This is a genomic window from Lactiplantibacillus paraplantarum (assembly GCF_003641145.1).
Classification (GTDB): Bacteria; Bacillota; Bacilli; order Lactobacillales; family Lactobacillaceae; genus Lactiplantibacillus; species Lactiplantibacillus paraplantarum.
The window spans coordinates 2446344-2472214 of sequence record NZ_CP032744.1 but is presented as its reverse complement, the minus strand read 5'-3'; the positions used below and the strand labels follow the sequence as shown (position 1 = coordinate 2472214).

Genomic DNA, 25871 nt, shown 5'->3' with positions numbered 1-25871 from the left:
CTGGTATGATTGACTTATTGATATAGAGAGGTAGGTAATTAGTAATGGTGAAAAAGCAGTTCAATCATCGGGCCGCCGTTATCGCTGGTGTTACTGGCGGTGTGATTTCTGGTTTGGTTAAGTTAGGGTGGGAGAATATTTTACCACCACGGACGCCGGAACGGGATGCAACGAATCCCCCACAACAATTATTACAACAAATGGGCATTCCCGCCAGTGTTACGCATGCAACGTATTCATATGCTGGTCATGACTTACCTGGTGTCAGCTATGTGATGCATTTTGGCTTCTCAACAACGTTTGCCGTGGCTTATAGTTTGTGGGCCCGCAAGCATCCCCGAGCTAAGGGGGGGAGCAGTGCGCTGTACGGATTAGGCGTTTGGACGGCTTTTCATCATGGCATCTTACCAGCACTGGGTACCGTTCCTGCTGCTAAGGATCAGCCGATGACGGAGCACGTATCAGAGGCCGTGGGACATGTCTTATGGATGTGGACTGCTGATTGGGTCAGTGCCGCAATCTATGACCGGATGACACGCTCAAAGTAAAAATGCGGTCGGCTACTGAAATGAGCGGTTAAGTTGATTCATTGGTGATGATAATTAAATATGGAATTAAATTGAAAGACTAGCTAGGTTAGGAAAGCTTAAAAATTCTAATCAAGCTAGTTTTATTTAACGCTATTTTGATTAATGTTCGTATTTTACTAGTAATAAAAGACGTGCTAGTCAAAGTAGTATGATGATTATGAGGAAAATAACTGACAATAACAGGCACTATGATAGGACAAACAGATTCTGATACTTATCTTTTTAATTTAATTCTCATATTAAGCGGAAATGTGCTAAAATATTAATATTGTGTGCAATATTTGATGAAAACATCCATAAATGAGAATGGGGCGGAAGTAGCTTGGAAAAGCAGGGAAAGATGAAACGGTATCGCCAGTTTCGATTGAGTTTGGGCTGGCAGATTTTAATTGGGCTAGTGCTGGGAATTGTATTAGGGGTTGTCTTTTATGGCAACAAGACGGCGATTACAGCCATGCAAAATATTGGGACCATGTTCATCAGCCTAATACAAATGATTGTATTACCAATTGTAGTGGCGTGCCTAATTACGGGAATTGCCAATATGGGTGATCTGAAGAAGTTGGGTCGCATTGGTGGTAAAACTATTATCTATTTTGAAATCATGACGACAATTGCAATTGCTTTGGGATTGCTAATGGGTAATATTTTTCATCCCGGTGATTATATCGATATTCATCAACTGCATGCGTCGAATATTAGTCAATACGTTCAAACGGCTAAGACGGTTTCTCATAATGGCATTTGGTCAACGGTGATGGGAATTATTCCAACTAACGTTTTTAAATCATTGTCTGCTGGTGATATGATTCCGGTTATTTTCTTTGCCGTCTTTTTCGGCTTAGGAACTGCCGCAATCGGTGAACAGGGCAAAATTATTTTGGACTTTATGAATGCCGTTGCTGAAGCGATGTTCAAAGTGACTAACTGGGTCATGCACACCGCCCCAATTGGCGTCTGTGCCTTGATTGGAGTGACGGTTGCAGAGATGGGCTTGAAGGCGCTGGCCCCCCTAGGTTATTTTATTATTCTCGCCTATATTACCATGGCGATTTTCATTGTGGTTGTGATGGGGATTGTTGGTAAGCTGTTCGGTTTAAATATTTGGCACCTACTACGAGTGATTCGTGACGAAATGGTGCTTGGCTTTTCAACGGCGAGCTCTGAGGCAGCCTTGCCACGAATCATTGATAAGATGGGGAAGTACGGTGTTAGTGAAGGAATTGTCTCATTCGTTATTCCAACTGGGTACACGTTTAACTTAGACGGCTCCGCAATCTACCAATCGTTAGCAGCGCTGTTCCTAGCACAGGCGTATGGGATTCATTTGTCGCTGAGTCAGCAGATCACCTTACTGATTGTGTTAATGATTACATCAAAGGGAATTGCTGGCGTTCCAGGTGCTTCATTCGTTGTTCTGCTCGCGACGATTTCGACGATCGGCGTTCCGGTACAGGGACTCGCCTTTATTGCGGGGATTGACCGGTTAGTGGATATGGGTCGAACGGTTGTCAATGTGGTCGGTAATTCGTTAGCCGCAGTTATTATTGGTAAGTCTGAACACGAATTCGATACGGCTCAAAGTGACCAGTATTTGGCTGAGATTCGAGCAGGTCGTACCCGAACGGCGGCTAAATAATAGTCGCTCGCGGTGATTAGTGTGGCTATTAGTAACATGAAGCCAAACGATAATGATAAGTGATCCAATGATGACGGCTACTGATGAGTCATAAATAAAACAGTTGCGTTTCAGAAATGCCATTCTGAGCGCAACTGTTTTATTATGTGGCCGTGGTAGTGATTGTCATTTAGGATGCGTTGTACTAGTTATTACTTAGTATGAAGCATGATTTAAAACATGCCAGTTAGTTGGATTACTGTTCGTCAATATATGCGCGCCCGATGCCGACCTCCGGGGCTGGGTGCCAATTGCTGAAACGTAGCCGACGTCGATTTGAGCTCACGCAGAAGCCCACTGCGCAATCTCAAATACGAGTCTTATTCTAAGCCGGAAGCAAGTCACTTCCAGCTAAGAATAATTTGGCTACTGAGCATTGTCACCCAGCCCCTCCAGTCTAAAAGCCTGTGCGGGCCACGGGTTGAAGCCGAGCATTGCCCAGCCAACGGATTAATGCGGTTTTGGCATTAGTCCGTTGGTGTAACAAGCACAAGCTTCAGTGGCACCGAGCACGTTTCAGTAGGCCGCTCGAATGGCTGATAAACAATCACGCTTCTTGATACAATTGATTGTGGAATAGTTGTTGTATGGAACTTTTAGCTAACCGTGGTGTTAGTCTGAATCTGCTGTTTGAAATACTGAAATATTAGCATGGCAACTAAAAAACGAATAGCTGATTGCAGCTATTGCCAATCCCAATAATCGCATCTTAAGCTGTTGTATATGAAACAACGACTAGTTTAACTAAAGTTGAATCCATCAATAACTGCATTTAAATGCAATCCCGGCAGGAATGGCTGGAAGCCGGCGTAGAACGAGCTAATTAAGGAATTTTCCGCCAAATTGCACGCTTGTCAGCGGGACCAAGCTGGGTTGCTTGTGTTCTTAGATATTGACATGTTTTAAGCACAATTAATACTATATAATAACTAGCACAACGGATAGTAATAAAGTATTTACAAGAGGAGGGGCAGTATGGCGACTGATTTTTCGATTGGACAACTTGCGCAGTTATTTGATATTCCGGTAGCCACGTTGCGCTATTATGATGAAATTGGGCTATTGACGCCAGCCCGAGTTGATCCCCATAGTCATTACCGTTATTATGGTACGCCACAATTTGAGCGTTTAAGTACGATTAAATATTTACGGGCGCTTGGTATGTCACTAGCGACCATCGCTGATTTTTTTGCAGCCCGTGAGTTACCAAAGTTAACACATATGTTAACGACGCAAAACCAGCAGATTGAGAGGCAGTTACGTTTGCTAACGGCAGTTCAACAGCGGATTAATAATCGCTTGGCTCAGATTGAAATGGCGCAAACAGCCAATTTTGATCGGACTGAACGGGTAATACTCCCGGAACGGCCAATGGTGGCGTTGCGGCAGCCATATCGACCACAAGACGATATTGAATTGGTTATTGCTAAGTTACGGAAGCAGACCGGTGTAACAAATGAAATCTTTTTAGGTAAGGTCGCACTGTTACTTGACCAGCAAGCGGTCCAAGCCGGGCACTTTGAACGCTATACAGGAATCTGTCTAGTATTTGAGCCCGGCGATGTGATCCCCGTACAGCAAGAACGGCTAGTGGCTGAGCCTTACGCACAACGTATTTTTCATGGCACGCATGTGGATGCTCCCACTCAGTATCGGCAATTGTTAGCAGATTGTCATGAGCAGGGGTGGCAAGTGACAGGAACTGCAGTTGAGACGGCGTTGATTGATTACGGGATTACTGATCAGGTTGCACAGTCGATTACCCAGATTCAAATTCCGATTGACTCTCAAGCTACTTGAGACTTTATACTAAATAATGATTGGTCGGATACGTCAATTTAGTATGCAAGATATGGTATCAGTACAAGGAGTGAAGCTATGATTGGAACAATTTTTAATACGAGCATGATTTTAGCTGGTTGCTTGGTAGGCAGTATCTTTAAAAAGGGCATCAAACCAGCCTATCATGCGATATTACTACAAGCGTTAGGGTTGGCGGCCTGTGTGATTGGGATTAACGCGGTCGTGCAGCGGATGCCACAGAGCAAGTACCCGGTGCTCTTTATTGTTAGCTTGGCAGTCGGTGGCCTAATTGGCCAAGCCTTGGATATTCAGGGCCATTTTGATCGCTGGGTGAGTCGCTTGGCCGGTGGCAACTTAGCAGAGGGGTTGGCAACCGCGGTGTTGCTGTATTGCATTGGTTCACTATCTATTTTGGGACCGATTGAGGCGGCTTTAAAACATGACTATACGTTTTTGTTTACAAACGGCATGTTAGACGGGATTACGTCAATCGTCTTAGCATCGACATTTGGTTTTGGCATTGCCATCGCGGCGGGAGTGCTGTTTTGTTGGCAAGGCAGCTTATATGTTTTGGCGCTAGTCTTAAAGGGGGCGTTAAGTACTGCGTTACTGAATGAAGTTACCATTGTTGGTGGCATCTTAATTTTGGCATCTGGTTTGGGAATGCTAAAAATCAAACAATTTAGTACGTTAAACTTATTGCCGGCCCTATTAGTGCCACCGGTTGTAATTAGTGTCATGCAATTATTCTAAATTCGATGACGGTTTTGAAATCAACAAGTATCACCGAATAGTAATTCGATTATATTGAGATAATTCAGCCAAACTAATAGTCGAATGCAATGATAGTCGGCTCAAATCAGATGGTGTTTGATGCCAAAAAGTTCACGATTCCGTTCCAAATGACGGTGAATGTGATCAATCAGGGCATCGTGCGACCAATCTGTAGTTGTGCTAAGTGGTGGCACCGGAAAACGCTCATCGATGTCGATCGTGGTGGGTGTGATGGCACAGTTCGCTACTAGCGCAATGGCGATACTAGCGGGTGTATGTTGATACATTAAATCGTTGCGAATTGCAAACTTGATTTGTTGTTGGTTGGCAAGTTTAACATAACGATTGAGTATATCTTCATCCAATAATCCGTGGAGCAGCAATTGATAATCAGGATGGGCAGTCATTTCACTTTTGAGCTCGGTTGAGTAATCACGCATAAGCGCCTGGGTGAAGGTAATGCTCACATCAATCCGTTCGTGAAATGTACCAAGGTTGCGATGTTGTTCATCTGGATGTAGTACAGGGGCCCCGAATATTGCGGATTGTAAGTGTTTATCCATTTGGTTTTCAGAATTAGCCATGCCAGTCAGGTCCTTTCACAGTTAACAGTAAAATTAAATTGCTTTTACTTCTATTGTAATGAAGAAAGCGCTTTAATCAACTTATTTTTTAAAGCTAGTTTAATTGTTCGATTTTTTTAACCGTAATTGGGCTTGAAATGTATTACCGATGACTTGGTAGTGAACCGTAAGTTGCTTATTGACTAATCGGGCGATACTACTGAGACCGTTGCCGGTGTGACCAAGTTTAGTCGTGAAGTGTTGGCGACTGATTTGTTTGAGATCAATCGTCGTATGATTGGGAAGCTGATTAGCAATGGTAACCATAACGTTGTCACGAGCCTGCGTTATGGTTAGTTGGACTAGTTGATCTGCTTGGGTGGCAGCGTCAATGGCATTATCCAGTAAGTTGCCTAACACACGAACGACTTTGATTTGATCAGTCTGCGGTAACGTTAAAGTCTGCCAAATATTGATTTCCAGTTTAACATGGCGGTGCTCAGCAGTTTGATATTTAGCGTAAATGAGACCACTAAGGGCTGGTGCACGTAAGTAGCGTAATTGATCAGGAGCAATCGTTTGATTTAGTAATTGTTCGTTAGGGAATACTTCTTGTTCAAAGTAACGTTTTAAACCAGTCATATCTTCTTGTGCAATGTACTGAGACATGCTGAGTAAAATATTTTGGTAGTCGTGTTTGAAAAGATGCAGTTGCTGATTATGGTCACTTAATACCTCATTGTAGTGCGCAACGTCACTAAGTAAGCGTACATCATTCAGCCAAACGTTATTCTTATTGACCAAATAAAAAATCAATCCACCTAGGATAATACTAGTTAGCGCTGCAGTGTACATTTGTGCCATTAGGCCGAGCTTCAGAACGTAAATTTTGGCAATGACATAACCAGAACAAGTTATCAAGACCAGTGCGTTGTCGTGACGGTTCAGTGCAGCGCGATAAAAGATCGTGACAGTATTGGAACGAATGATCAAGTAATGTGCCAGCCAGCCGAGCGTACAAATAATGAAAAATCCTAGTAGGATACCGCTAATGAGGGCGAAATTGATGTAAAAAATAGGCCACGAGTTAAGACTGATCAGTGGGTTTTGCCAATCAGTATTAAGCAACCACTGATTTAATTGGCTAGTGAAACCGGTAATCAGGTACTTGAGGGCGTTTAAAAATGTGACGATTGGGAGCATAAGCACCCAGTTAACTTTAATGAGTCGGCTAGCCATAATCGTGTTCAAAATAATTGGTGCTAGAAAATAGCCTAAGATGGTGGGGCGGATTAGTTCGGCGTTAATGCCGAACTGCCCACCGATTGCGAGGCAACTAACGAGTGCAAACCAGGCGAGACTGATTCGCCAAGTGAGAAATTCATGAAAGGCCATTGTAAGAATAATCATTTCGTAAGTTCCGGAACATAATAATAGTAAGTTAAGTTGGCCTTGCACGCTTAGTCACTCCTTTTAATAAATGATGAATTTTTAGTTTGTCAGTTGACTTTACTATCATAAAGCAAAATAACTTTAATGGCTGAAAAAATCTTAATTCTGGTAGATAAAGATGATTTACTGGCTAGCAAGCTAAAATTTGAACTAGCCGGAAATAGAATTGATGTTGTAATAAAATGAATGTCCACGACGCTTTAAACTGATTGGAACAGTGTTTGGCGGGGATGGCATCTTAAGCCTTGATAATATTGACCTAAGCTCAATTTGAAGTTGCCTTTTATTTAAGATTATAAAGGTGTATTATTAACTCGTTCATGGTATGATACTACATAGTATGTTAGTAAATTGAGCTTATCAAATTAAAATAGAAACGGATGGTAACAAATGCCAAGACATTTACGGAAACGGCGTCGGTTATGGACGCTGATCATAATTGCCATGGTGCTTTTGGGGGTCATTGGATTTACAAGTACACAAGTTTCCGACTGGATTGATGCTTCGTTTACGAATAAACAAACGAATGCGGCTAAATCCAGTTCCCAAACGAAGCCCAAGCCAGTTAATCAGGTTAAATTGGACGTACCGCTAGTCAATCAAATGGCAACACCACGTTTATACAATGGTTGTGAGGTCACATCACTGACGATGTTGATGAAATACGCGCACATTAACGTAACTAAAAATGAATTAGCTACGAAGATTACGAGTGTACCACTCACTTATAGTAATGGGGAACATGGTAATCCAGAATATGGTTTTGTTGGTGATATTACCGGTGATAATCCGGGCCTTGGTGTGTACCATAAGCCAATCTATAAATTGGCAAAAACTGAGACAAGCCATGTAAAGGACTTAACTGGGTCAAACTTTGATACTGTGATTGAACAACTCGAATTAGGACGGCCAGTCTGGACAATCACGACTGCTTCATTTGCACCGGTTAGCACGATGCAAACGTGGCAGACGCCCCAGGGAGCCGTTAAAGTGACTTACGATATGCATAGTGTGGTCATTGTAGGGTTTAACCGAGCTAAAAAGCTGATTTACATTAACAATCCGTACGGGTACAAACAGCAAGCGGTTAGTTGGAAGAATTTCGAAGCCGCATATAATCAAATGGGAAAACAGGCCATTGTGTTGACTTTGCCTCACTAGTTGGCAAGTGGTGTCATAATGCTACCTAGCAAACAACCAATCCCGCTCAAGACGAACTATCGCCTTGAGCGGGATTGGTTGTTTTTTCGTGAAGTTGCAGCTTGCAAAAAAAATCAACAGCAGCAATTAGCGAATTGACCAGGTCTTAATGGTGAGCCTTAATGCCTCTAGTTAAGATGGTTAATTAGGGTTACAACTTGGATGTAACCTAATTGTAATCTACGTCTCGACCTTTCCAGAGTTGTTCATAATATTAACCATAAAGGGGCGATTGGTTGTTAACAAGCTGTAACTGAATTGAAACTGAATTGACGCCGCAGCCTATTAAAAATAGCCTATTATTGGGTAGTGTAAGAATGTTAATATTATAGGAACATTGTAAACTGCCATTAACAGTTTATCTGTTAGTGATTGTGGGGATCAGTGGCAAGTTACGATGACATTTTTCGCTTGCGGAGTCACAACATGGGGAGAGGGCCGCATGATGGGAATTAAAAAGGTCAGTTGGTTGGTTGCCACAGTCGTGCTTGTAACGTTTGGAATGAAGATTAATGTCCAGGCACAGGGGCGCGCGGTGGTGGATATTTCAGAATGGCAAGGTCGGCTCACTCCTAGTCAGGTGCGAGCGATGAAATCTCAGGTGCTATTTGTGATTAATCGGCGCCAGTATGGCTTAAATTACATTGACCGGGACGCGGTTAATAATACAGCATTGTACGTTCGCTATGGGATTCCATTTGGTGAATATGATTTTTCACAATTTACGGATGCAAGCAGTGCGCGTCGCGAAGCGCAGGCCTTTTATGCGCGTTCCAATAAAGCCGCTCGCTTCTACGCTTTGGATTTTGAGGTTGATACCGTTCGTTCAGGTTCAACCAATGCGGCAGTGGCCGCTTGGTATCATGAGATGCGGTCGTTAACTAACAAGAAGTTGATTTTCTATTCATATGCTTCGTTTGCACTGACATATGCTAACCAGGCGCGCCAACAGTTTGACGCACAGTGGATTGGCTCACTGACACGTCGGCCACCGATTATTCCGGCAGCTTTGTGGCAGTATACGGATCGCTATCACTTAGCCGGGCTAGCTGCACCGGTTGATAATAGTCGGGTAATGACTAGTATCCATCCTGTTTCGTGGTGGCTCGGAACGACTCGCTCGGTTCCAGTTGTCGCAACCAAACTTAAGACCATGTCGCCAGTTTCAAAAGTGTATCGGTTGAAAACCGGCGTTCCAAGCAAATCAGTTGCAACAACTAAGGTTGTCATTAAGCACGTGGACCGGCCTAAATCGCATTTGAGAATTCAATCAGTGGTTAAAAGTAAGGCGCCGACTAAGACTGCCATTAGGTACCTAGCACGGCCTAAATCACAATCAAAGGTTCAAACCATTGTTAAAAGCAAACAAGCGACCAAGGCAATCAAACGCCCCGTGTTAACCGCAAGTCGTCTGAAGTCGCAGCCAATTCAGCATACAAAAGTTGTGATTCATCGTGGCAAAACAGTTAAAAGACAAGTGAGACATCTGCGGCAAAAAATTAAAAAGGTCGTGGGGGCAAAACGACTGGTACGTTCAAGCAAGCGAGTCAAGCATCGCGTGATTCGCCGTCAACGGCTAAGCGTCAAGCAAAAAGCGGGGCATTATCAGCAACACCACACGCACCAAGGGCGGACAAATCGCAAACATTTAGTGGTAGGGAAAACAGCACATCAGCGGGTTAGACGAGTAAATCACCGGTTGTCTCGTACATAGTAACATCCGAGATCAACGGTATTTTTGCTATCCGTTTAGCGTTCAGCAGGAAAACGATAGCTAGGGCTAATCCAATTGGTCAATTTTTGTTATAGAAATTAGGAGGACATTTTTATGAACTTTAAGCACAAGATTCAGTTAGGGATTGCCACCGCAACTGGCATGTTGGTGGTAGGACTGGTTGCCGTGCCGTCTGTGACCAGTGTATTACACGCAGCTTCGGACAATGTCAGTTCAATTAGCCAGACGGCGGCACCGGCGACAGTCAAAGCAACAGATCAGACTGTGAAAGCGTTGAGTGCGAGTGGGACGAAGGGAAACTACCGTGTAAAGTATGCCAAGGCCGGGTCTAGCTCCACCGTCGCAACGTATCAGCAAACGGACTATAATACGAAAAGCGATGCTAGTAGCCAAGTTGACTATTTAGCGACTGCTCAGGGGAAAAGCACAACGTTGAATTCGGGCACGCCGGCAACTATTCAAGGGACAATGGGAAAAGTGTACGTTCATTGGAATACGGGAAGTTGGTCGGTGACAACGATTGCCAATACGCAAGATGTTGCTAGTAATCCAACCAAGTTTGCCAATCAAATCAATACTCAAATTCAAAAGCAGAAGCTAACAACTAAAACTGTTACTAGTGGGGCCGTCACGGTTTATGATACGGCACAAAATGGACAGGCTAATTCGGTTCAGTGGCAAAATGGGGCCCAAGTTGCGAAAGTCCAAGGTCAACAGGCGGGTACTGTGATCAAAATTGCGGCTGATGCTAATAATTAAGCATTGGCATGGTGCTTAGTATCAGCGGCCTTGGGTACCAGTCGTGTTTCAAGTGCTGGCAGGTTAGAATGCGCAAGTCTAGTAGGCTCACTGGTCTTGAACGAATAATTTGAATGATAACCATGATTGACATTTGTCAGTAGAGTGCTTATGATGTTAGGTAATAATTAAAAAGTAGTGATCGTTAATTAGTAGTCGTTGATCCAACAGTCTAGCGACTCGGTGGGTGGTGCGAACCGAGCTGTGGTCAAAGATGAATTACATAACGTGAACTGCCATTGGCCGGATGATTTCCGTTACTAATCAATGAGCGATCACATATGGTGATAACTTGGGTGGTAACGCGGAAAACTCGTCCCTGTTTTAAGACAGGGGCGAGTTTTTTCTTTTGTCTGGTGACAACGATTGAGGAGGAATAAGGATGAACATTATTGATGATTTAAAATGGCGTGGTGCCATTAACCAACAAACGGATGAGGCGGGGCTAAAAGAGCTTACGGAAAATCAATCCGTTTCATTGTACTGTGGGATTGACCCAACTGGTGATAGTATGCATATCGGTCACTTGATTCCCTTCATGATTCTCAAACGATTCCAATTAGCTGGCCATCATCCATACGTGGTAGTTGGTGGTGGGACTGGTGCTATCGGTGATCCGTCTGGGAAGAATTCAGAACGTAAATTACAGACGATGGACCAAGTTAAGCATAATCAAGACGGTTTGAATGCCCAGATGCACAAATTGTTTGGTAATGATGAAAACTTTTCGATTGTCAACAACTACGATTGGTTGTCAAAGATTTCATTATTAGACTTTTTGCGTGATTACGGAAAGTTGTTCAGCGTGAACACGATGCTGAATAAAGAAGTCGTCGCCAGCCGCTTAGAAGTTGGTATCTCATACACTGAATTCACGTACCAAATTTTACAATCAGTCGACTTTTTACACTTATACCGTGCTGAACACGTGCAACTTCAAATTGGTGGGGCTGACCAGTGGGGCAATATTACGGCTGGGACGGATTTAATTCACCGCCTAGAAGGTAATGAAGCCAAAGCATACGGTTTAACGATTCCGTTATTACTGAAGGCGGATGGGACTAAATTCGGAAAGACTGCTGGTGGAGCAGTCTGGTTGAATCCTGAACGGACGTCGCCGTATGAATTTTACCAATTCTGGATCAACCAGGATGATCGTGACGTAGTCAAATATCTCAAGTACTTTACGTTCTTAAGTCATGAAGAAATTGATCGTTTGGCTGAAACGGTGAAGACAGCTCCCGAAAAGCGTGAAGCCCAACGGCGTTTAGCTGAAGAAGTGACGGCGTTTGTTCATGGTAAACAGGCGGTTGTTGAAGCGGGAAATATTACTAAGGCCTTATTTACTGGTGATGTTCAGAGCTTAACCGCTGATGAAATTGAACAAGGTTTTAAGGGTGTACCTTCTGCGGAAGTGACAGCTGAAAAGCAAAATATTGTTTTATGGTTAGTCGATGCGACTAAGTTTGAACCTTCACGGCGGCAGGCACGTGAAGACATTAAGAACGGTGCCATTCGAATTAACGGTGAAAAGGTAACAGATGTGGATGCAGAAATTGATCCAGCAGCGGCCTTTAACGGGAAATTTGTAATTGTGCGCCGGGGTAAGAAGCGGTATTTCTTAGCGCACGTTAAGTAAATTAATTTATCAGATAGACTGGACCCGTTGTGGCCCGGTCTTTTTGTTATTATCGTAAGTTGTAACTGGTGTAAACTCTATTTAAGTCTTAATTGTATTGTATCGGCGATGTAAATGAAGACAGATATTTAAAGTTTAGGAGGATGGGTAATTTGGTGGGGGTTAAGTTTAATACACGAACGATTGCAATGTTGGGCATGCTGATTGCACTGAATGTTGTTATTTCAATTTTCTTTCATATTCCAATTCCAATGACCCATGGTTACATCAATTTGTGCGATGCGGGTATTTTTATTGCAGCACTGATTTTTGGTTGGCGTGGTGGCGCCATTGTTGGTGGCGCAAGTGGGTTGTTGTTAGATTTACTGCTTGGTTATCCGCAGTACATGTTTTTCTCATTGCTTGTTCATGGCCTGGAAGGCTGGCTAGCGGGATATTTAGGCGCCGGTAAGACGCAAGGGCGTCAGGTTGCGGCAATTGGAACCGCAGTTGTTATCATGGTTGCTGGTTATTTCATTTCGGATTCATTAATGTATACGATGGCGACTGGGTTAGTCGGAGTACCAACTAATTTGGTTCAGGCGGTTGTTGGTGGTGTTTTGGCTTTTCCAATTGTGGCTGGAGTACGACCGTTAATTAAAAAGCAAACAAGTTTGTAGTCGATTATGATTGATTTAGTATGTGGGTGGGCCCGAGCTAGGGTAGACGCCCACATACTTTTTTTAATGCTCAGGTTAGTGACATATAATGAAGTGATTTTGTAATTAACGTTAATTTGAGGGTGAAGTTTTCTTGATTTTGAAAAAACAATCGATTTTTTGTTGACACTTTCAATCGTGGCTGGTATATTAGTAAACGTTGCTGCTACGGCAGATGCTTCTCACCGCCAAATAATTATTGAAATTAGTTGTTGACAACTTCTTCAGTAATTGGTAAGATAGTTTCTGTTGTCGCAAAGGCAACCACGACAAATTAATCAAGTTACTTCTTAAAAAAAGTTGTTGACAAGATATTGATTAAGATGTTATGATGATTAAGTTGTGTTAAGCGATTAACACACGGAATTAGATCTTTGAAAACTGAACAAAGTTTCGACGAATCAAATGTGTAGGGTCTCTTGATTTTGAATCAAGAGCAAAAACATTTGCGAAGTCAATTCGCTAGCAAATAAATTTTAGTACAACTTTAAATGAGCTTTTTAGAACTCATCATTAATTTGAGAGTTTGATCCTGGCTCAGGACGAACGCTGGCGGCGTGCCTAATACATGCAAGTCGAACGAACTCTGGTAATGATTGGTGCTTGCATCATGAATTACATTTGAGTGAGTGGCGAACTGGTGAGTAACACGTGGGAAACCTGCCCAGAAGCGGGGGATAACACCTGGAAACAGATGCTAATACCGCATAACAACTTGGACCGCATGGTCCGAGTTTGAAAGATGGCTTCGGCTATCACTTTTGGATGGTCCCGCGGCGTATTAGCTAGATGGTGAGGTAACGGCTCACCATGGCAATGATACGTAGCCGACCTGAGAGGGTAATCGGCCACATTGGGACTGAGACACGGCCCAAACTCCTACGGGAGGCAGCAGTAGGGAATCTTCCACAATGGACGAAAGTCTGATGGAGCAACGCCGCGTGAGTGAAGAAGGGTTTCGGCTCGTAAAACTCTGTTGTTAAAGAAGAACATATCTGAGAGTAACTGTTCAGGTATTGACGGTATTTAACCAGAAAGCCACGGCTAACTACGTGCCAGCAGCCGCGGTAATACGTAGGTGGCAAGCGTTGTCCGGATTTATTGGGCGTAAAGCGAGCGCAGGCGGTTTTTTAAGTCTGATGTGAAAGCCTTCGGCTCAACCGAAGAAGTGCATCGGAAACTGGGAAACTTGAGTGCAGAAGAGGACAGTGGAACTCCATGTGTAGCGGTGAAATGCGTAGATATATGGAAGAACACCAGTGGCGAAGGCGGCTGTCTGGTCTGTAACTGACGCTGAGGCTCGAAAGTATGGGTAGCAAACAGGATTAGATACCCTGGTAGTCCATACCGTAAACGATGAATGCTAAGTGTTGGAGGGTTTCCGCCCTTCAGTGCTGCAGCTAACGCATTAAGCATTCCGCCTGGGGAGTACGGCCGCAAGGCTGAAACTCAAAGGAATTGACGGGGGCCCGCACAAGCGGTGGAGCATGTGGTTTAATTCGAAGCTACGCGAAGAACCTTACCAGGTCTTGACATACTATGCAAATCTAAGAGATTAGACATTCCCTTCGGGGACATGGATACAGGTGGTGCATGGTTGTCGTCAGCTCGTGTCGTGAGATGTTGGGTTAAGTCCCGCAACGAGCGCAACCCTTATTATCAGTTGCCAGCATTAAGTTGGGCACTCTGGTGAGACTGCCGGTGACAAACCGGAGGAAGGTGGGGATGACGTCAAATCATCATGCCCCTTATGACCTGGGCTACACACGTGCTACAATGGATGGTACAACGAGTTGCGAACTCGCGAGAGTAAGCTAATCTCTTAAAGCCATTCTCAGTTCGGATTGTAGGCTGCAACTCGCCTACATGAAGTCGGAATCGCTAGTAATCGCGGATCAGCATGCCGCGGTGAATACGTTCCCGGGCCTTGTACACACCGCCCGTCACACCATGAGAGTTTGTAACACCCAAAGTCGGTGGGGTAACCTTTTAGGAACCAGCCGCCTAAGGTGGGACAGATGATTAGGGTGAAGTCGTAACAAGGTAGCCGTAGGAGAACCTGCGGCTGGATCACCTCCTTTCTAAGGAATATTACGGAAACCTACACACGCGTCGAAACTTTGTTTAGTTTTGAGAGATTTAACTCTCAAAACTTGTTCTTTGAAAACTAGATAATATCAAATATATTTTTTCATAATGAAACCGAGAACACCGCGTTTTTTGAGTTTTTTATTGAAGTTTAATTATCGCTAAACTCATTAATCGCATTTACCGTTAGGTAAATGAGGTTAAGTTAACAAGGGCGCATGGTGAATGCCTTGGCACTAGGAGCCGATGAAGGACGGGACTAACACCGATATGCTTCGGGGAGCTGTACGTAAGCTATGATCCGGAGATTTCCGAATGGGGCAACCCAGCAGTTTTAATCAACTGTTACCACTAGATGAATTCATAGTCTAGTTGGAGGTAAACGCTGTGAACTGAAACATCTCATTAGCAGCAGGAATATAAAGAAATTTCGATTCCCTAAGTAGCGGCGAGCGAACGGGGAACAGCCCAAACCAAAGTGCTTGCACTTTGGGGTTGTAGGACTGAACATTTGAGTTACCAAAGAATTTGATAGTCGAAGGATTTGGGAAAATCCGCCATAGATGGTGATAGCCCAGTAGATTAAATCAAGTTCTCTCAGTTCAGGATCCTGAGTACGGCGGAACACGTGAAATTCCGTCGGAATCCGGGAGGACCATCTCCCAAGGCTAAATACTACCTAGTGACCGATAGTGAACCAGTACCGTGAGGGAAAGGTGAAAAGCACCCCGGAAGGGGAGTGAAATAGTTCCTGAAACCATGTGCCTACAATAAGTCAGAGCGCGTTAATGCGTGATGGCGTGCCTTTTGTAGAATGAACCGGCGAGTTATGATCCCGTGCAAGGTTAAGACTAAAAAGTCGGAGCCGTAGCGAAAGCGAGTCTGAAATGGGCGTTTTGAGTACGAGGTTGTAGACCCGAAACCAGGTGACCTATCCATGTCCAGGTTGAAGGTGCGGTAAAACGCACTGGAGGACCGAACCCGTGTAAGTTGAAAATTGCTGGGATGAGGTGTGGATAGCGGTGAAATTCCAAACGAACTTGGAGATAGCTGGTTCTCTCCGAAATAGCTTTAGGGCTAGCCTCGGAATTAGGATCATGGAGGTAGAGCACTATTTGGACTAGGGGCCCGTCTTGGGTTACTGAATTCAGATAAACTCCGAATGCCATTGATTCATATCCGGGAGTCAGACGATGAGTGATAAGATCCACCGTCGAAAGGGGAACAGCCCAGACCATCAGTTAAGGTCCCTAAATGTATGCTAAGTGGAAAAGGATGTGGAGTTGCATAGACAACTAGGATGTTGGCTCAGAAGCAGCCACCATTTAAAGAGTGCGTAATAGCTCACTAGTCGAGTGATCCTGCGCCGAAAATGTACCGGGGCTAAGCATACTACCGAAACCATGGATGCGACCATTAGGTCGCGTGATAGGAGAGCGTTCTAAGGGCGGTGAAGCAAGATCGTGAGGACTTGTGGAGCGCTTAGAAGTGAGAATGCCGGTATGAGTAGCGAAAGATAGGTGAGAATCCTATCCACCGAATGACTAAGGTTTCCTGGGGAAGGCTCGTCCTCCCAGGGTTAGTCGGGACCTAAGTCGAGGCCGAGAGGCGTAGACGATGGATAACAGGTTGAGATTCCTGTACTAGTTAAGTGCGTTTGAGCAATGGAGGGACGCAGGAGGCTAAGATGTGCATTCTGTTGGATTAGAATGTCCAAGCAGTAAGTCTTGTGAAGAGTCAAATGCTTTTCACTTTAAGGACAAGCTGTGATGGGGAGCGAAATTTAGTAGCGAAGCGTCTGATGTCACACTGCCGAGAAAAGCTTCTAGTGAGTACTTAACTACCCGTACCGCAAACCGACACAGGTAGTCGAGGAGAGAATCCTAAGGTGAGCGAGTGAACTCTCGTTAAGGAACTCGGCAAAATGACCCCGTAACTTCGGGAGAAGGGGTGCTGATCGCAAGATCAGCCGCAGTGAATAGGCCCAGGCGACTGTTTATCAAAAACACAGGTCTCTGCAAAATCGTAAGATGACGTATAGGGGCTGACGCCTGCCCGGTGCTGGAAGGTTAAAAGGATGGGTTAGCTTCGGCGAAGCTCAGAATTGAAGCCCCAGTAAACGGCGGCCGTAACTATAACGGTCCTAAGGTAGCGAAATTCCTTGTCGGGTAAGTTCCGACCCGCACGAAAGGCGTAACGATCTGGGCACTGTCTCAACGAGAGACTCGGTGAAATTATATTGTCCGTGAAGATGCGGACTACCCGCGACAGGACGGAAAGACCCCATGGAGCTTTACTGTAGCTTGATATTGAGTGTTTGTACAGCTTGTACAGGATAGGTAGGAGCCATAGAAACCGGAACGCTAGTTTCGGTGGAGGCGTTGGTGGGATACTACCCTCGCTGTATGACCACTCTAACCCGCACCACTAATCGTGGTGGGAGACAGTGTCAGGTGGGCAGTTTGACTGGGGCGGTCGCCTCCTAAAAAGTAACGGAGGCGCCCAAAGGTTCCCTCAGAATGGTTGGAAATCATTCGCAGAGTGTAAAGGCACAAGGGAGCTTGACTGCGAGACAGACAGGTCGAGCAGGGACGAAAGTCGGGCTTAGTGATCCGGTGGTACCGTATGGAAGGGCCATCGCTCAACGGATAAAAGCTACCCTGGGGATAACAGGCTTATCTCCCCCAAGAGTCCACATCGACGGGGAGGTTTGGCACCTCGATGTCGGCTCATCGCATCCTGGGGCTGTAGTCGGTCCCAAGGGTTGGGCTGTTCGCCCATTAAAGCGGTACGCGAGCTGGGTTCAGAACGTCGTGAGACAGTTCGGTCCCTATCCGTCGCGGGCGTAGGAAATTTGAGAGGACCTGTCCTTAGTACGAGAGGACCGGGATGGACATACCTCTGGTGTACCAGTTGTGCCGCCAGGCGCATCGCTGGGTAGCTACGTATGGATGTGATAAACGCTGAAAGCATCTAAGTGTGAAACACACCTCGAGATGAGATTTCCCATTCCTTTATGGAAGTAAGACCCCTGAAAGATGATCAGGTAGATAGGTTAGAAGTGGCAGTGCGGTGACGCATGAAGCGGACTAATACTAATCGGTCGAGGACTTAACCAAGTAATTGGTGTTCCGGTTCATATGAAATTATTTGATATTAGCTAGTTTTGAGAGCACAAGTTTCTCAATAGTGTGGTGACGATGGCGAGAAGGATACACCTGTTCCCATGTCGAACACAGAAGTTAAGCTTCTTAGCGCCGAGAGTAGTTGGGGGATCGCTCCCTGCGAGGGTAGGACGTTGCCATGCAACCTAAGGAATCGTTAATTCGATTCCTTTTTTTGTTGAATGTTAACAAGTACGGTTTGAATTTGAACATGCTTTTGGTATACTTGGTAAGGTCGCTTAATGCCGTTTTAGCTCAGCAGGTAGAGCACTTCCATGGTAAGGAAGAGGTCGGCAGTTCAAATCTGCTAAACGGCTTCAGAATATGATTGAGAGTAATTGGTGACGAAGCAGCATCGGTGTTAAAGGCCGGTGCACCGTAGTAATGAACATAAGTGAAACATTAATAAGCATGACAAGCTTGGCAAAAAAGATTCCATACGCGCTTAGACAATCTAATGTGGCGCGTGGAATCTTTTTTAATTGTGATTTCAAGTTAGAAAATGATCTTTTGGTGTGGAGACTGATGTGACTAGCTTGACTGACTCGATTGAAAATAGCAATTATGAATAGACAAGCCTAAAGCGTAGATGATTTTTTCATGGTAGTGGGCCACGCGGCTTCAAACTGTTTGAATAGTGGCATCAGCGATTGACGGTTGCTAACAAGATAATTGACATAGATTGGCATATGCGCTCGATCATTACTGATTGGAATGGCGACGCGGTTATCATTATCATTGGTGTCGATTCGTTGTTCTCGTTCTAATGCTGTAAAGTTCGTACTGAAGTACGGAAAATCAGAGTACTTAGTAATTTCTGTAAAAGCTGTGCGTTGAGGTTGATATAAAAACTTGGCATCAGGAATGGCCTGTTGAATAATATCTTTCCAAATACCAATTGCGCTTAGAACAACGAAGCTCATCCCCTGGAGTTCTTCAAATGTAATACTAAGTTGATTAGCACGATACATGAATTTTTGCAGGTGAACTACTAGATTTTCAGAACCGATAAAGCGAGATTCAATGTCAGTTGTTAAAATTTCTTGATTAGAGAAAATAAAATTTGCCTGTCGATTAATGAGATGGTCAGTAATCTGATCAATTGTAATTAATGCTGGGTTCACCTGTAGTGTGTCAGGCAAGGCCTTCTTCAAGTATGACAATAATGCGAGTGGACCTGGAAGGGTCGTTTCGGCATTCAGTGTGACTAAACTTTGGGCATAATTCTGTATTTTGGTCACGAAGGCCCGCTGTTGGGCTAATAATAGTTCGGCCTCCTGAGCAGCTAACTGACCAGTCGGCGTCAACGTGATTCGATTCGGTTGCCGATCAAATAGGTGAACGTTAAGCATGGTCTCTAATTTCTGCATTCCCCGAGTAATCGTTGGTTGGGTAACGTTCAAGGCGACCGCCGTTTTGGCTAGCGTGTGTTCGTGAGCAAACGTGATTAATTCTTCTAGTAAGTAATTCTCAATCATCATAAACCTCCAATACTAGTATACAATATATGTATACTAGTATGAATAAGTGGTAATTTTCAAGTATTGGGTTTGCGTGTAAGATTGTTATTGCAATCAAATACAGAGAGGCTGATATAAGATGATTCCAACAACAACATTAAACAACGGTATAACGATGCCCCAATTAGGGTTTGGGGTGTTCCAAGTTCCCAACCTCGATGAATGTGAAGCGGCGGTCACGGCTGCCTTGAGAGCGGGGTATCGATTAATTGATACGGCAACCGCTTATCAAAATGAAGCTGCGGTGGGGCGTGCCATTCAAAAAAGTGGCCTCAATCGGGATGAACTGTTTATTACATCAAAATTATGGGTGTCAGAGTTCACCTATGAGCGGGCTCAACAAGGTATTGACGATTCATTGCGGCGGTTAGGTTTAGATTACATGGATCTATATCTTTTACACCAACCTTATGGTGATGTGATGGGGGCTTGGCGCGCGTTGGAAGAAGCGTATCAGGCAGGGAAGATTCGGGCCATTGGTGTTTCCAACTTTTATGCCGATCAACTAAAGAACTTAGAATTAACGATGGCAGTACAGCCGGTCGTTAATCAGATTGAAGTTAATCCGTGGTATCAGCAATCTGAGGAGGTCGCCTTTAATCAGCATGAAAATGTTCAAGTCGAAGCCTGGGCTCCATTTGCGGAAGGTAAGCATGCGATTTTTAGTCACCCAACCATTCAGTCCATCGCACAAGCCCATGGTAAAACAACTGGACAAGTGATTTTACGCTGGCTCTTGCAGCGTGGGATTACAGTTATTCCTAAATCGGTCCATCCTGAACGCATGGCTGAGAACATTGCAGTTTTTGATTTTGAATTAACGGCTTTAGAGATGACGGCAATGGCAGAACTTGATCTGGGTGTCAGTCAATTTTTTGATCACCGCGATCCCGTGACAATTGAGCAGATTTTCGGTGCCAGTTTACGACAATTACATGAATAAACTAAGGAGTGGTATTAATGTCAACAGAAGTAATTCCAACAATTCAATTAAATGATGGTCACACGATTCCAGCAATCGGATTTGGAACTTTCCAAATTCCAGATGATGGGTCAACTTATCGGGCAGTTAAAGAAGCATTGGCATTAGGCTATCGGCATATTGATACGGCAGTTGCTTATTTCAATGAGGATGAAGTTGGGCGAGCAATTAAAGATAGTGGCATTCCTCGTGAACAAATCTGGGTGACGAGCAAGCTTTGGTTGCAAGACTATGGTTATGAAGCTGCTAGTCGAGCAATTGAGCGCTCACTAACCAAACTGGGATTGACCTATTGACTTGTATTTGATTCACCAACCTTATGGTGATGATCCTGGTGCGTGGCGGGCGATGGAAGCAGCTCAAAAGGCCGGTAAACTAAGGTCAATTGGTGTCTCTAACATGACGCCAACACTTTGGCAAAAATTCGTGCCGCAATTTGAAACGATTCCGGCGGTCAATCAAGTTGAATTTAATCCGTACTTCCAACAACGGCCATTACGTCAATTGTTAGCAGCTCAAGATGTTAAATTGGAGGCATGGGCGCCCTTAGGCCAAGGCAATCAATCCCTGTTCAATGAACCAATCATTCAACAATTAGCAGCAAAGTATCATAAAGATGCTGGTCAAATCATCCTCAGATTTGAGCATCAAGAGGGTGTGATCGTTTTTCCTAAATCAATTCACAGCGCTCGGATCAAGAGTAATCAAGAAATTTTTGATTTTGAGTTAACTACGGCCGAAATGGCACAGTTACGAACTTTGGATACTGGAAAAGGACAACACGACCCTGATATGCCTGGTGTTCAGGAGCGCTTGTTGGGCGCCTTTGATGTTCATGCTGATGATTAAGATTTCAAATCAGTGAGCGCTTGTTATGCTGGCTGACGGGAATTAATTCATAATATTGAGATTATGTTAAAAATATGACGACGCCTGTGGTTCTAGCATCTCTAGACTCACACGGCGTCGCCTTTTTTGGTTAAATTAATTTGCTGACTACGATTGCTAGCTGGCTTAAGCAACTAATGGAAGCGTGCTTCCACTAGTCAACGGTATCTTGAGTGGAAAACGGTTGTTAGTGTTGTAACTGGCAACTAGACTTTAATTACTCGTGGGCACTTCATGATTGATAATTTGATCATTAAAATCATTGAGAATACTAAGTAGTGTGTCAACGCGTGGCTGTCCTAATTGCAAAGTCCATTGGTGCACGGTCTGCTGGATGGTCGTTATGAGTTGTTGATCTAGTCGACGTCCGGCATCTGTCAAGGAGAGTCCTTTTTGGCGGCGATCGTTGGTATTAGCCTGTTGACAAATATACTGATGGCTAAGTAAGACACTGATCTGACGTGAAATCGCACTACGAGAAACGCGGTGCCGATGGGCAATATCCATTAATAAGAGTGGTTGCGAACTTTGACCAATTTCGTGCATGATTAGAAAAGTATCAGCGGTTAAGTGTTGGGTGGTTAATAATTTATTTAAGCGGGTATTGAGGTAACGGGAAACGTTGGCGTAATCACTCAAAAAGACGTTGAAAGTATCAACGGTAGCCATAAATAAGGACCTCCTTGAAGGACGAATGGTTGGTAAACTTAGATTGACTATGTTCAATAAGCATCATACCGCTAAATGATTTAAAAGTGTTAAATTGTGAGCCGGAAATTAATGGTAACGGGTAATATCGTTTCCGCGTTGTGCTAGTTTTTGTTCAATATTAATCATAATTAAAGGCACCGGTCAGCCGGATTTCTGTTCGCCAGTGTGTCTGACTTTTAGGGTCGGGTGACAATTATAGAGCACTTCAACATCGACTTTCACGCCGGTCCCCATTACGCAATTACAAATATGAGCTTTATTCTAAGTTAGGAGAAAGCCACTGCCCACTAAGAATTAGTTGGCTACCTGACCCTCTAGTCTCAAGAGTGTTCGGATCAAGTCCCGGCAGTCCCAGTCGATCCCGAACACGTGATGACAGTAGTGTCTTGCAGCGTGGCAGGCCAATATTTGAGATGTCGGCTGTGGCTCAAAATAGCTCGACAAGTTGCCAGACATACTTGTAAGTTGGTGAGGACGTAAATCAGGCAAGTTTACACTATCTGAACTTTTTCTGGCAGGTCTAAGCTGGCTGTCCTTGCGCTTAGATATTGGCCAATTTTAATCAAGTTTCATGACCGATGATCGAGCACAACGCGTATCGTTTGTAGAACCGCAGCTCAGATAAAAAGCCCACTGATGAACGACGCCGTCATCAATGGGCTCTTTATGAAGATAAAATAAGTAATGGTACGGCGTGGCTGCTTAAACTGCCAATATTAGGCGTCTGCGTGGTGTCGACGGGCAATCATTGGTAGGATCATGCCTAGGGCAACAAAAATAATTGGTGTAAGGATATTTAATGTTAGCTGGAAGAGCCAACTGCTAGGGTTGCTAGCGTAAGATGTCTTAGGAACCATTCCTAAGATACAAGCAAATGCCGTAAATAGGAAGCACCAAGCACCGACCAAACGGCCAGCAATAGGGTTCTTAAGGAATTTATAATCGCTCTTAAACTCTTTTAAATGCTTATTGAGTAACATGTAAGCAAGAAAGACCCATAGGTAGCGCATTGGCATTACAACGGAGTTCAAGTTTAATAACCAGTTGAATAATTCATTCATGTTACCGATTCCTAATGCTGGGATAATAATTAAGATACTAACTAGTATCCCGGTTAAAATGTAACCATTGACGGGAACATCTTTTTTGTTCATCTTGCTCAATTTATTGGGGATAAATTCAGGATCAGCATCACCAAGCAAAATTTTCAATGGTGCATCGATTGAGAATGCTAGTGCTGAAATTTGGGCAAGCACATTGGCAATGGCGTAAAGAATCAGGAATAAATTTCCAACGTGATAAAAGGCGCCTAAGCGCTGAAATGCATAGTAGGCGCCGTTAGCCATTAGATCGGCTGGAATGTGTTTGGAATTAAATAGGATGCCCATCGCAAATGAACCTAGTAACGCACAGATGGCGACCATGCCAGCTAGCACCAACATTCCTAATGGAAATTCACGACCTGGATTTTTGGTCTTGTTAACGTACGGCGAAATCTTTTCAGATCCCCCGACTGCGAAGACTAACATTGAAACGGTCGTAAAGTACGTAAAGTCAAACTTGGGTAAGTAGGACTTGAGTGAAAACATGTTCGGTGTCTGAACAGTCGCCTTGGTCATAAATGGTGCTGATACGGCCAAGATGATGAATAAAATCGACATGATGAACATCCCCGTACCAGCGACACTCCCGATGCGTTTCAGTGTCGTTAGTCCCAATGAAGCAATCCAGAGGAAGAACAAGAATAGCACTAAACAAATAGCTTGCACGATTAACGCGGGGGTCGTGTTGATAAAGTTCCCATTACCGCGGAACAGCCAACTAAATGCAATGAGAATCCCTTGGGGTTTTTGTGCTAAGTACGGAATGTGCACGATCCAATACGTCCAGGCTGCGTAATAGGCGAGGCGCTTAGTACTAGTTGCACGAATCCAAGATGAGACGCCCCCCTCAGCATCCTTAAAGGTCGAACCCAGTTGACCCACGATCAAGGTGTAGGGAATAAAGTAAATAATCATGATCAGAATCCAAGAAGTGACGACTGAGAGTCCCTGTAACGCAAAGTTGTTGACGACGTTACCAAGGCCCCAGACCGCCACGAACGCAATTAAAGCAATGTTGGACCAGCGAAGCTGCTTTTCGTTTTCCATGTTGTAACTCCTTTTTGGGCTTAAAGTATGCTTAATTGTAAATCGAAACTGGAAGCGATGCCAGTATTAACAAACTAATATTAAAAGCGCTTTAAATTTCAAAACAAAAAATGAATTTTGAGTGTCAAAACGGCGAAAATTTGCTATTGTTAAGAGGAGATAATAAATTATTATGGTGCAGGACTCGGTAGTCCGAATGAAGATGAAAGCAGGAATGGTCTTGAAAGAAGTTACAGTTGGTGAGTTAACGTTAACGACGGGGATGCCCAAGATTGGAATCGTCTTAACTGGTGCAACGCGAGAGGAGCTGCTACGAAAAGCAGGTCAGATTTTAACTTCGGCGGCTCAACTTGTTGTGTGGCGGTTAAACTCGTATCAGGAATTAGATAACCGCGCCGAATTGGTTAATACGGCGGCTCAATTACAACAGGTCTTAGGGACTATTCCTTTGGTTGCCATGTTTGCAATGGCGAGTGGACCGGCTGATATAGCTGAATATTATCAAACTTATCAAACATTGGTTAATAATCGGAGCGTCGCTGCCGTTGATATTGATTTAGCCATGGTTAATCAACCTGATTTTATGACGTTGACCCAGCAGATGCGTGTCAATCGGATCCGACTAATTGCGAGTCAGACGGTCACGACAGCAACGCCAGCTGAGCTACTCACAACTTATCAAGAATTAGCTGCAACCGGTGCGGATGTGGTACGCGTGACTGTGGCAGGGCAAGATGCACAAGTCGTCCTGGCGTTGATGGCTGTCACTGAACAGGCGCATCAACAACTCAGCGTGCCAATTATTGCAACGGCAACCGGAAAATTTGGTCGTTACAATAGTATTTGTGGACAGCTGACTGGTTCGGCGGTTGCTTTTGGGCATGTTGGGCGCGTTGGTGATCAGAATCAACTCGCAGTGAGTCAAGTTAAACAAGCATTACAGATGCTGTCACCACTTGAAGGAGTGTGAAACAAATGCAATGGCGATCGTTTTGGCGACATACTCGGACGATCCTTGAAACGTTGGTCATCTATTTCTTGCTGATTCAAGGGCCTTATGACTTGTGGATTGGAAAAATCGGCTATCGTCTGGAGTCTTATTTGATTGATATTGTGGGAATCACGGTACTGTTTATGATCGTCGAGTTAGTATATAACGTGATACGGCAACACGTTATAAAGCGACGATCTAAATGAATGCTACTAATAGTGACGATGGCTTTGAGCGCTCACTATTGTTTGGTGGGCACAAATGTAGGCGGTGTCAGTGAATAGTTGTAATGGCTTTAGAATAGGGGGCCACTGGTCTTAAGAATAATAAGTTCTTAAGGCCATTTTTTTATGCGTTGCCGTTGCGAGGGTCAGCCCGAATTGGGGATGATTTACGATCAGTGCACGATGCAATTGTCAGTATGGTGAATGGATAGCCCGTAACAGT

Annotated in this window: 17 protein-coding genes, 1 tRNA gene, 3 rRNA genes, 1 pseudogene and 1 other annotated feature; of the genes and pseudogenes, 17 read left to right on the top strand and 5 right to left on the bottom strand. The window is 44.3% G+C overall.

Annotated elements, in window-relative coordinates:
- Positions 1 to 44: 44 nt before the first annotated feature.
- The 4 genes from LP667_RS12240 to LP667_RS12220 all read left to right on the top strand — a co-directional run bounded on the left by LP667_RS12240 (position 45) and on the right by LP667_RS12220 (position 4824).
- Entirely contained in the window at positions 45 to 548 is a 504-nt protein-coding gene (locus LP667_RS12240) for a YagU family protein (protein WP_021732256.1), read from the top strand.
- A gap of 382 nt (positions 549 to 930) precedes the next feature.
- Complete coding sequence (locus tag LP667_RS12235; RefSeq protein ID WP_021732255.1) at positions 931 to 2229, top strand: cation:dicarboxylate symporter family transporter; 1299 nt, start codon at positions 931 to 933, stop codon at positions 2227 to 2229.
- Positions 2230 to 3243: 1014 nt separating this feature from the next.
- Positions 3244 to 4068, top strand: a complete 825-nt coding sequence (locus LP667_RS12225; RefSeq protein ID WP_056988584.1) for a MerR family transcriptional regulator — start codon at positions 3244 to 3246, stop codon at positions 4066 to 4068.
- 78 nt (positions 4069 to 4146) lie between these two features.
- Positions 4147 to 4824, top strand: coding sequence for a DUF554 domain-containing protein (locus LP667_RS12220; protein ID WP_021732253.1), 678 nt, complete (start codon positions 4147 to 4149; stop codon positions 4822 to 4824).
- Positions 4825 to 4925: 101 nt separating this feature from the next.
- Here LP667_RS12220 and LP667_RS12215 read toward each other — a convergent pair whose 3' ends face one another.
- Together LP667_RS12215 and LP667_RS12210 are read right to left on the bottom strand one after the other, a co-directional pair.
- On the bottom strand, positions 4926 to 5429 hold the full coding sequence (locus LP667_RS12215) for a YueI family protein (protein ID WP_021732252.1): 504 nt from the start codon (positions 5427 to 5429) through the stop codon (positions 4926 to 4928).
- A gap of 99 nt (positions 5430 to 5528) precedes the next feature.
- The gene (locus LP667_RS12210; protein ID WP_021732251.1) at positions 5529 to 6866 is read right to left on the bottom strand and encodes a sensor histidine kinase; all 1338 of its coding nucleotides are present in this window, start codon (positions 6864 to 6866) and stop codon (positions 5529 to 5531) included.
- A 384-nt stretch (positions 6867 to 7250) separates the two neighbouring features.
- On the opposite strand from LP667_RS12210, the gene LP667_RS12205 reads away from it, so the two are divergent.
- The 9 genes from LP667_RS12205 to LP667_RS12165 all read left to right on the top strand — a co-directional run bounded on the left by LP667_RS12205 (position 7251) and on the right by LP667_RS12165 (position 18499).
- Entirely contained in the window at positions 7251 to 8021 is a 771-nt protein-coding gene (locus LP667_RS12205; protein WP_056988585.1) for a C39 family peptidase, read from the top strand.
- Between the two features lie 481 nt (positions 8022 to 8502).
- Positions 8503 to 9774 carry a GH25 family lysozyme gene (locus tag LP667_RS12200; protein ID WP_021732248.1) on the top strand — a complete coding sequence of 424 codons (1272 nt, stop codon included), beginning with the start codon at positions 8503 to 8505 and terminating at the stop codon, positions 9772 to 9774.
- Positions 9775 to 9888: 114 nt separating this feature from the next.
- Positions 9889 to 10554 carry a hypothetical protein gene (locus LP667_RS12195; protein ID WP_021732247.1) on the top strand — a complete coding sequence of 222 codons (666 nt, stop codon included), beginning with the start codon at positions 9889 to 9891 and terminating at the stop codon, positions 10552 to 10554.
- A 168-nt stretch (positions 10555 to 10722) separates the two neighbouring features.
- Positions 10723 to 10917 (top strand) — a binding site (T-box leader).
- Between the two features lie 58 nt (positions 10918 to 10975).
- On the top strand, positions 10976 to 12232 hold the full coding sequence (gene tyrS, locus LP667_RS12190; RefSeq protein WP_021732246.1) for a tyrosine--tRNA ligase: 1257 nt from the start codon (positions 10976 to 10978) through the stop codon (positions 12230 to 12232).
- A 143-nt stretch (positions 12233 to 12375) separates the two neighbouring features.
- On the top strand, positions 12376 to 12891 hold the full coding sequence (locus tag LP667_RS12185) for an ECF transporter S component (protein WP_033609573.1): 516 nt from the start codon (positions 12376 to 12378) through the stop codon (positions 12889 to 12891).
- Positions 12892 to 13444: 553 nt separating this feature from the next.
- A 16S ribosomal RNA gene (locus tag LP667_RS12180) occupies positions 13445 to 15011 on the top strand.
- A 205-nt stretch (positions 15012 to 15216) separates the two neighbouring features.
- Positions 15217 to 18137 (top strand): 23S ribosomal RNA (locus LP667_RS12175).
- Positions 18138 to 18208: 71 nt separating this feature from the next.
- Positions 18209 to 18325 (top strand): 5S ribosomal RNA (rrf, locus tag LP667_RS12170).
- Together the 16S, 23S and 5S rRNA genes with 1 tRNA gene alongside form the textbook arrangement of a ribosomal RNA operon.
- Before the next feature lie 101 nt (positions 18326 to 18426).
- A tRNA-Thr gene (locus tag LP667_RS12165) sits at positions 18427 to 18499 on the top strand.
- Between the two features lie 261 nt (positions 18500 to 18760).
- Here the strand turns inward: LP667_RS12165 and LP667_RS12160 are convergent.
- The gene (locus tag LP667_RS12160; RefSeq protein WP_021730907.1) at positions 18761 to 19660 is read right to left on the bottom strand and encodes a LysR family transcriptional regulator; all 900 of its coding nucleotides are present in this window, start codon (positions 19658 to 19660) and stop codon (positions 18761 to 18763) included.
- Positions 19661 to 19781: 121 nt separating this feature from the next.
- Between LP667_RS12160 and LP667_RS12155 the strand changes: the two genes are divergently transcribed.
- Together LP667_RS12155 and LP667_RS12150 are read left to right on the top strand one after the other, a co-directional pair.
- Complete coding sequence (locus LP667_RS12155) at positions 19782 to 20645, top strand: aldo/keto reductase (protein ID WP_021730908.1); 864 nt, start codon at positions 19782 to 19784, stop codon at positions 20643 to 20645.
- Positions 20646 to 20662: 17 nt separating this feature from the next.
- Positions 20663 to 21533, top strand: a pseudogene (locus tag LP667_RS12150) (aldo/keto reductase).
- Between the two features lie 252 nt (positions 21534 to 21785).
- Here the strand turns inward: LP667_RS12150 and LP667_RS12145 are convergent.
- On the bottom strand, positions 21786 to 22241 hold the full coding sequence (locus LP667_RS12145) for a MarR family winged helix-turn-helix transcriptional regulator (protein ID WP_021730911.1): 456 nt from the start codon (positions 22239 to 22241) through the stop codon (positions 21786 to 21788).
- A 758-nt stretch (positions 22242 to 22999) separates the two neighbouring features.
- The gene (locus LP667_RS12140; protein ID WP_056988465.1) at positions 23000 to 24433 is read right to left on the bottom strand and encodes an amino acid permease; all 1434 of its coding nucleotides are present in this window, start codon (positions 24431 to 24433) and stop codon (positions 23000 to 23002) included.
- 196 nt (positions 24434 to 24629) lie between these two features.
- Here LP667_RS12140 and LP667_RS12135 point away from each other — a divergent pair, with 196 nt between their 5' ends.
- Together LP667_RS12135 and LP667_RS12130 are read left to right on the top strand one after the other, a co-directional pair.
- Positions 24630 to 25403 carry a type I 3-dehydroquinate dehydratase gene (locus tag LP667_RS12135; protein WP_056988470.1) on the top strand — a complete coding sequence of 258 codons (774 nt, stop codon included), beginning with the start codon at positions 24630 to 24632 and terminating at the stop codon, positions 25401 to 25403.
- Between the two features lie 5 nt (positions 25404 to 25408).
- Positions 25409 to 25630, top strand: coding sequence for a hypothetical protein (locus tag LP667_RS12130; protein ID WP_033609340.1), 222 nt, complete (start codon positions 25409 to 25411; stop codon positions 25628 to 25630).
- Positions 25631 to 25871: the final 241 nt, after the last annotated feature.

Coding starts and splice junctions, on each gene's coding strand:
- LP667_RS12240 (WP_021732256.1), top strand. CDS start 45: ATGGTGAAAAAGCAGTTCAATCATCGGGCCGCCGTTATCGCTGGTGTT.
- LP667_RS12235 (WP_021732255.1), top strand. CDS start 931: ATGAAACGGTATCGCCAGTTTCGATTGAGTTTGGGCTGGCAGATTTTA.
- LP667_RS12225 (WP_056988584.1), top strand. CDS start 3,244: ATGGCGACTGATTTTTCGATTGGACAACTTGCGCAGTTATTTGATATT.
- LP667_RS12220 (WP_021732253.1), top strand. CDS start 4,147: ATGATTGGAACAATTTTTAATACGAGCATGATTTTAGCTGGTTGCTTG.
- LP667_RS12215 (WP_021732252.1), bottom strand. CDS start 5,429: ATGGCTAATTCTGAAAACCAAATGGATAAACACTTACAATCCGCAATA.
- LP667_RS12205 (WP_056988585.1), top strand. CDS start 7,251: ATGCCAAGACATTTACGGAAACGGCGTCGGTTATGGACGCTGATCATA.
- LP667_RS12200 (WP_021732248.1), top strand. CDS start 8,503: ATGATGGGAATTAAAAAGGTCAGTTGGTTGGTTGCCACAGTCGTGCTT.
- LP667_RS12195 (WP_021732247.1), top strand. CDS start 9,889: ATGAACTTTAAGCACAAGATTCAGTTAGGGATTGCCACCGCAACTGGC.
- tyrS (WP_021732246.1), top strand. CDS start 10,976: ATGAACATTATTGATGATTTAAAATGGCGTGGTGCCATTAACCAACAA.
- LP667_RS12185 (WP_033609573.1), top strand. CDS start 12,376: ATGGGTAATTTGGTGGGGGTTAAGTTTAATACACGAACGATTGCAATG.
- LP667_RS12160 (WP_021730907.1), bottom strand. CDS start 19,660: ATGATTGAGAATTACTTACTAGAAGAATTAATCACGTTTGCTCACGAA.
- LP667_RS12155 (WP_021730908.1), top strand. CDS start 19,782: ATGATTCCAACAACAACATTAAACAACGGTATAACGATGCCCCAATTA.
- LP667_RS12145 (WP_021730911.1), bottom strand. CDS start 22,241: ATGGCTACCGTTGATACTTTCAACGTCTTTTTGAGTGATTACGCCAAC.
- LP667_RS12140 (WP_056988465.1), bottom strand. CDS start 24,433: ATGGAAAACGAAAAGCAGCTTCGCTGGTCCAACATTGCTTTAATTGCG.
- LP667_RS12135 (WP_056988470.1), top strand. CDS start 24,630: ATGAAGATGAAAGCAGGAATGGTCTTGAAAGAAGTTACAGTTGGTGAG.
- LP667_RS12130 (WP_033609340.1), top strand. CDS start 25,409: ATGCAATGGCGATCGTTTTGGCGACATACTCGGACGATCCTTGAAACG.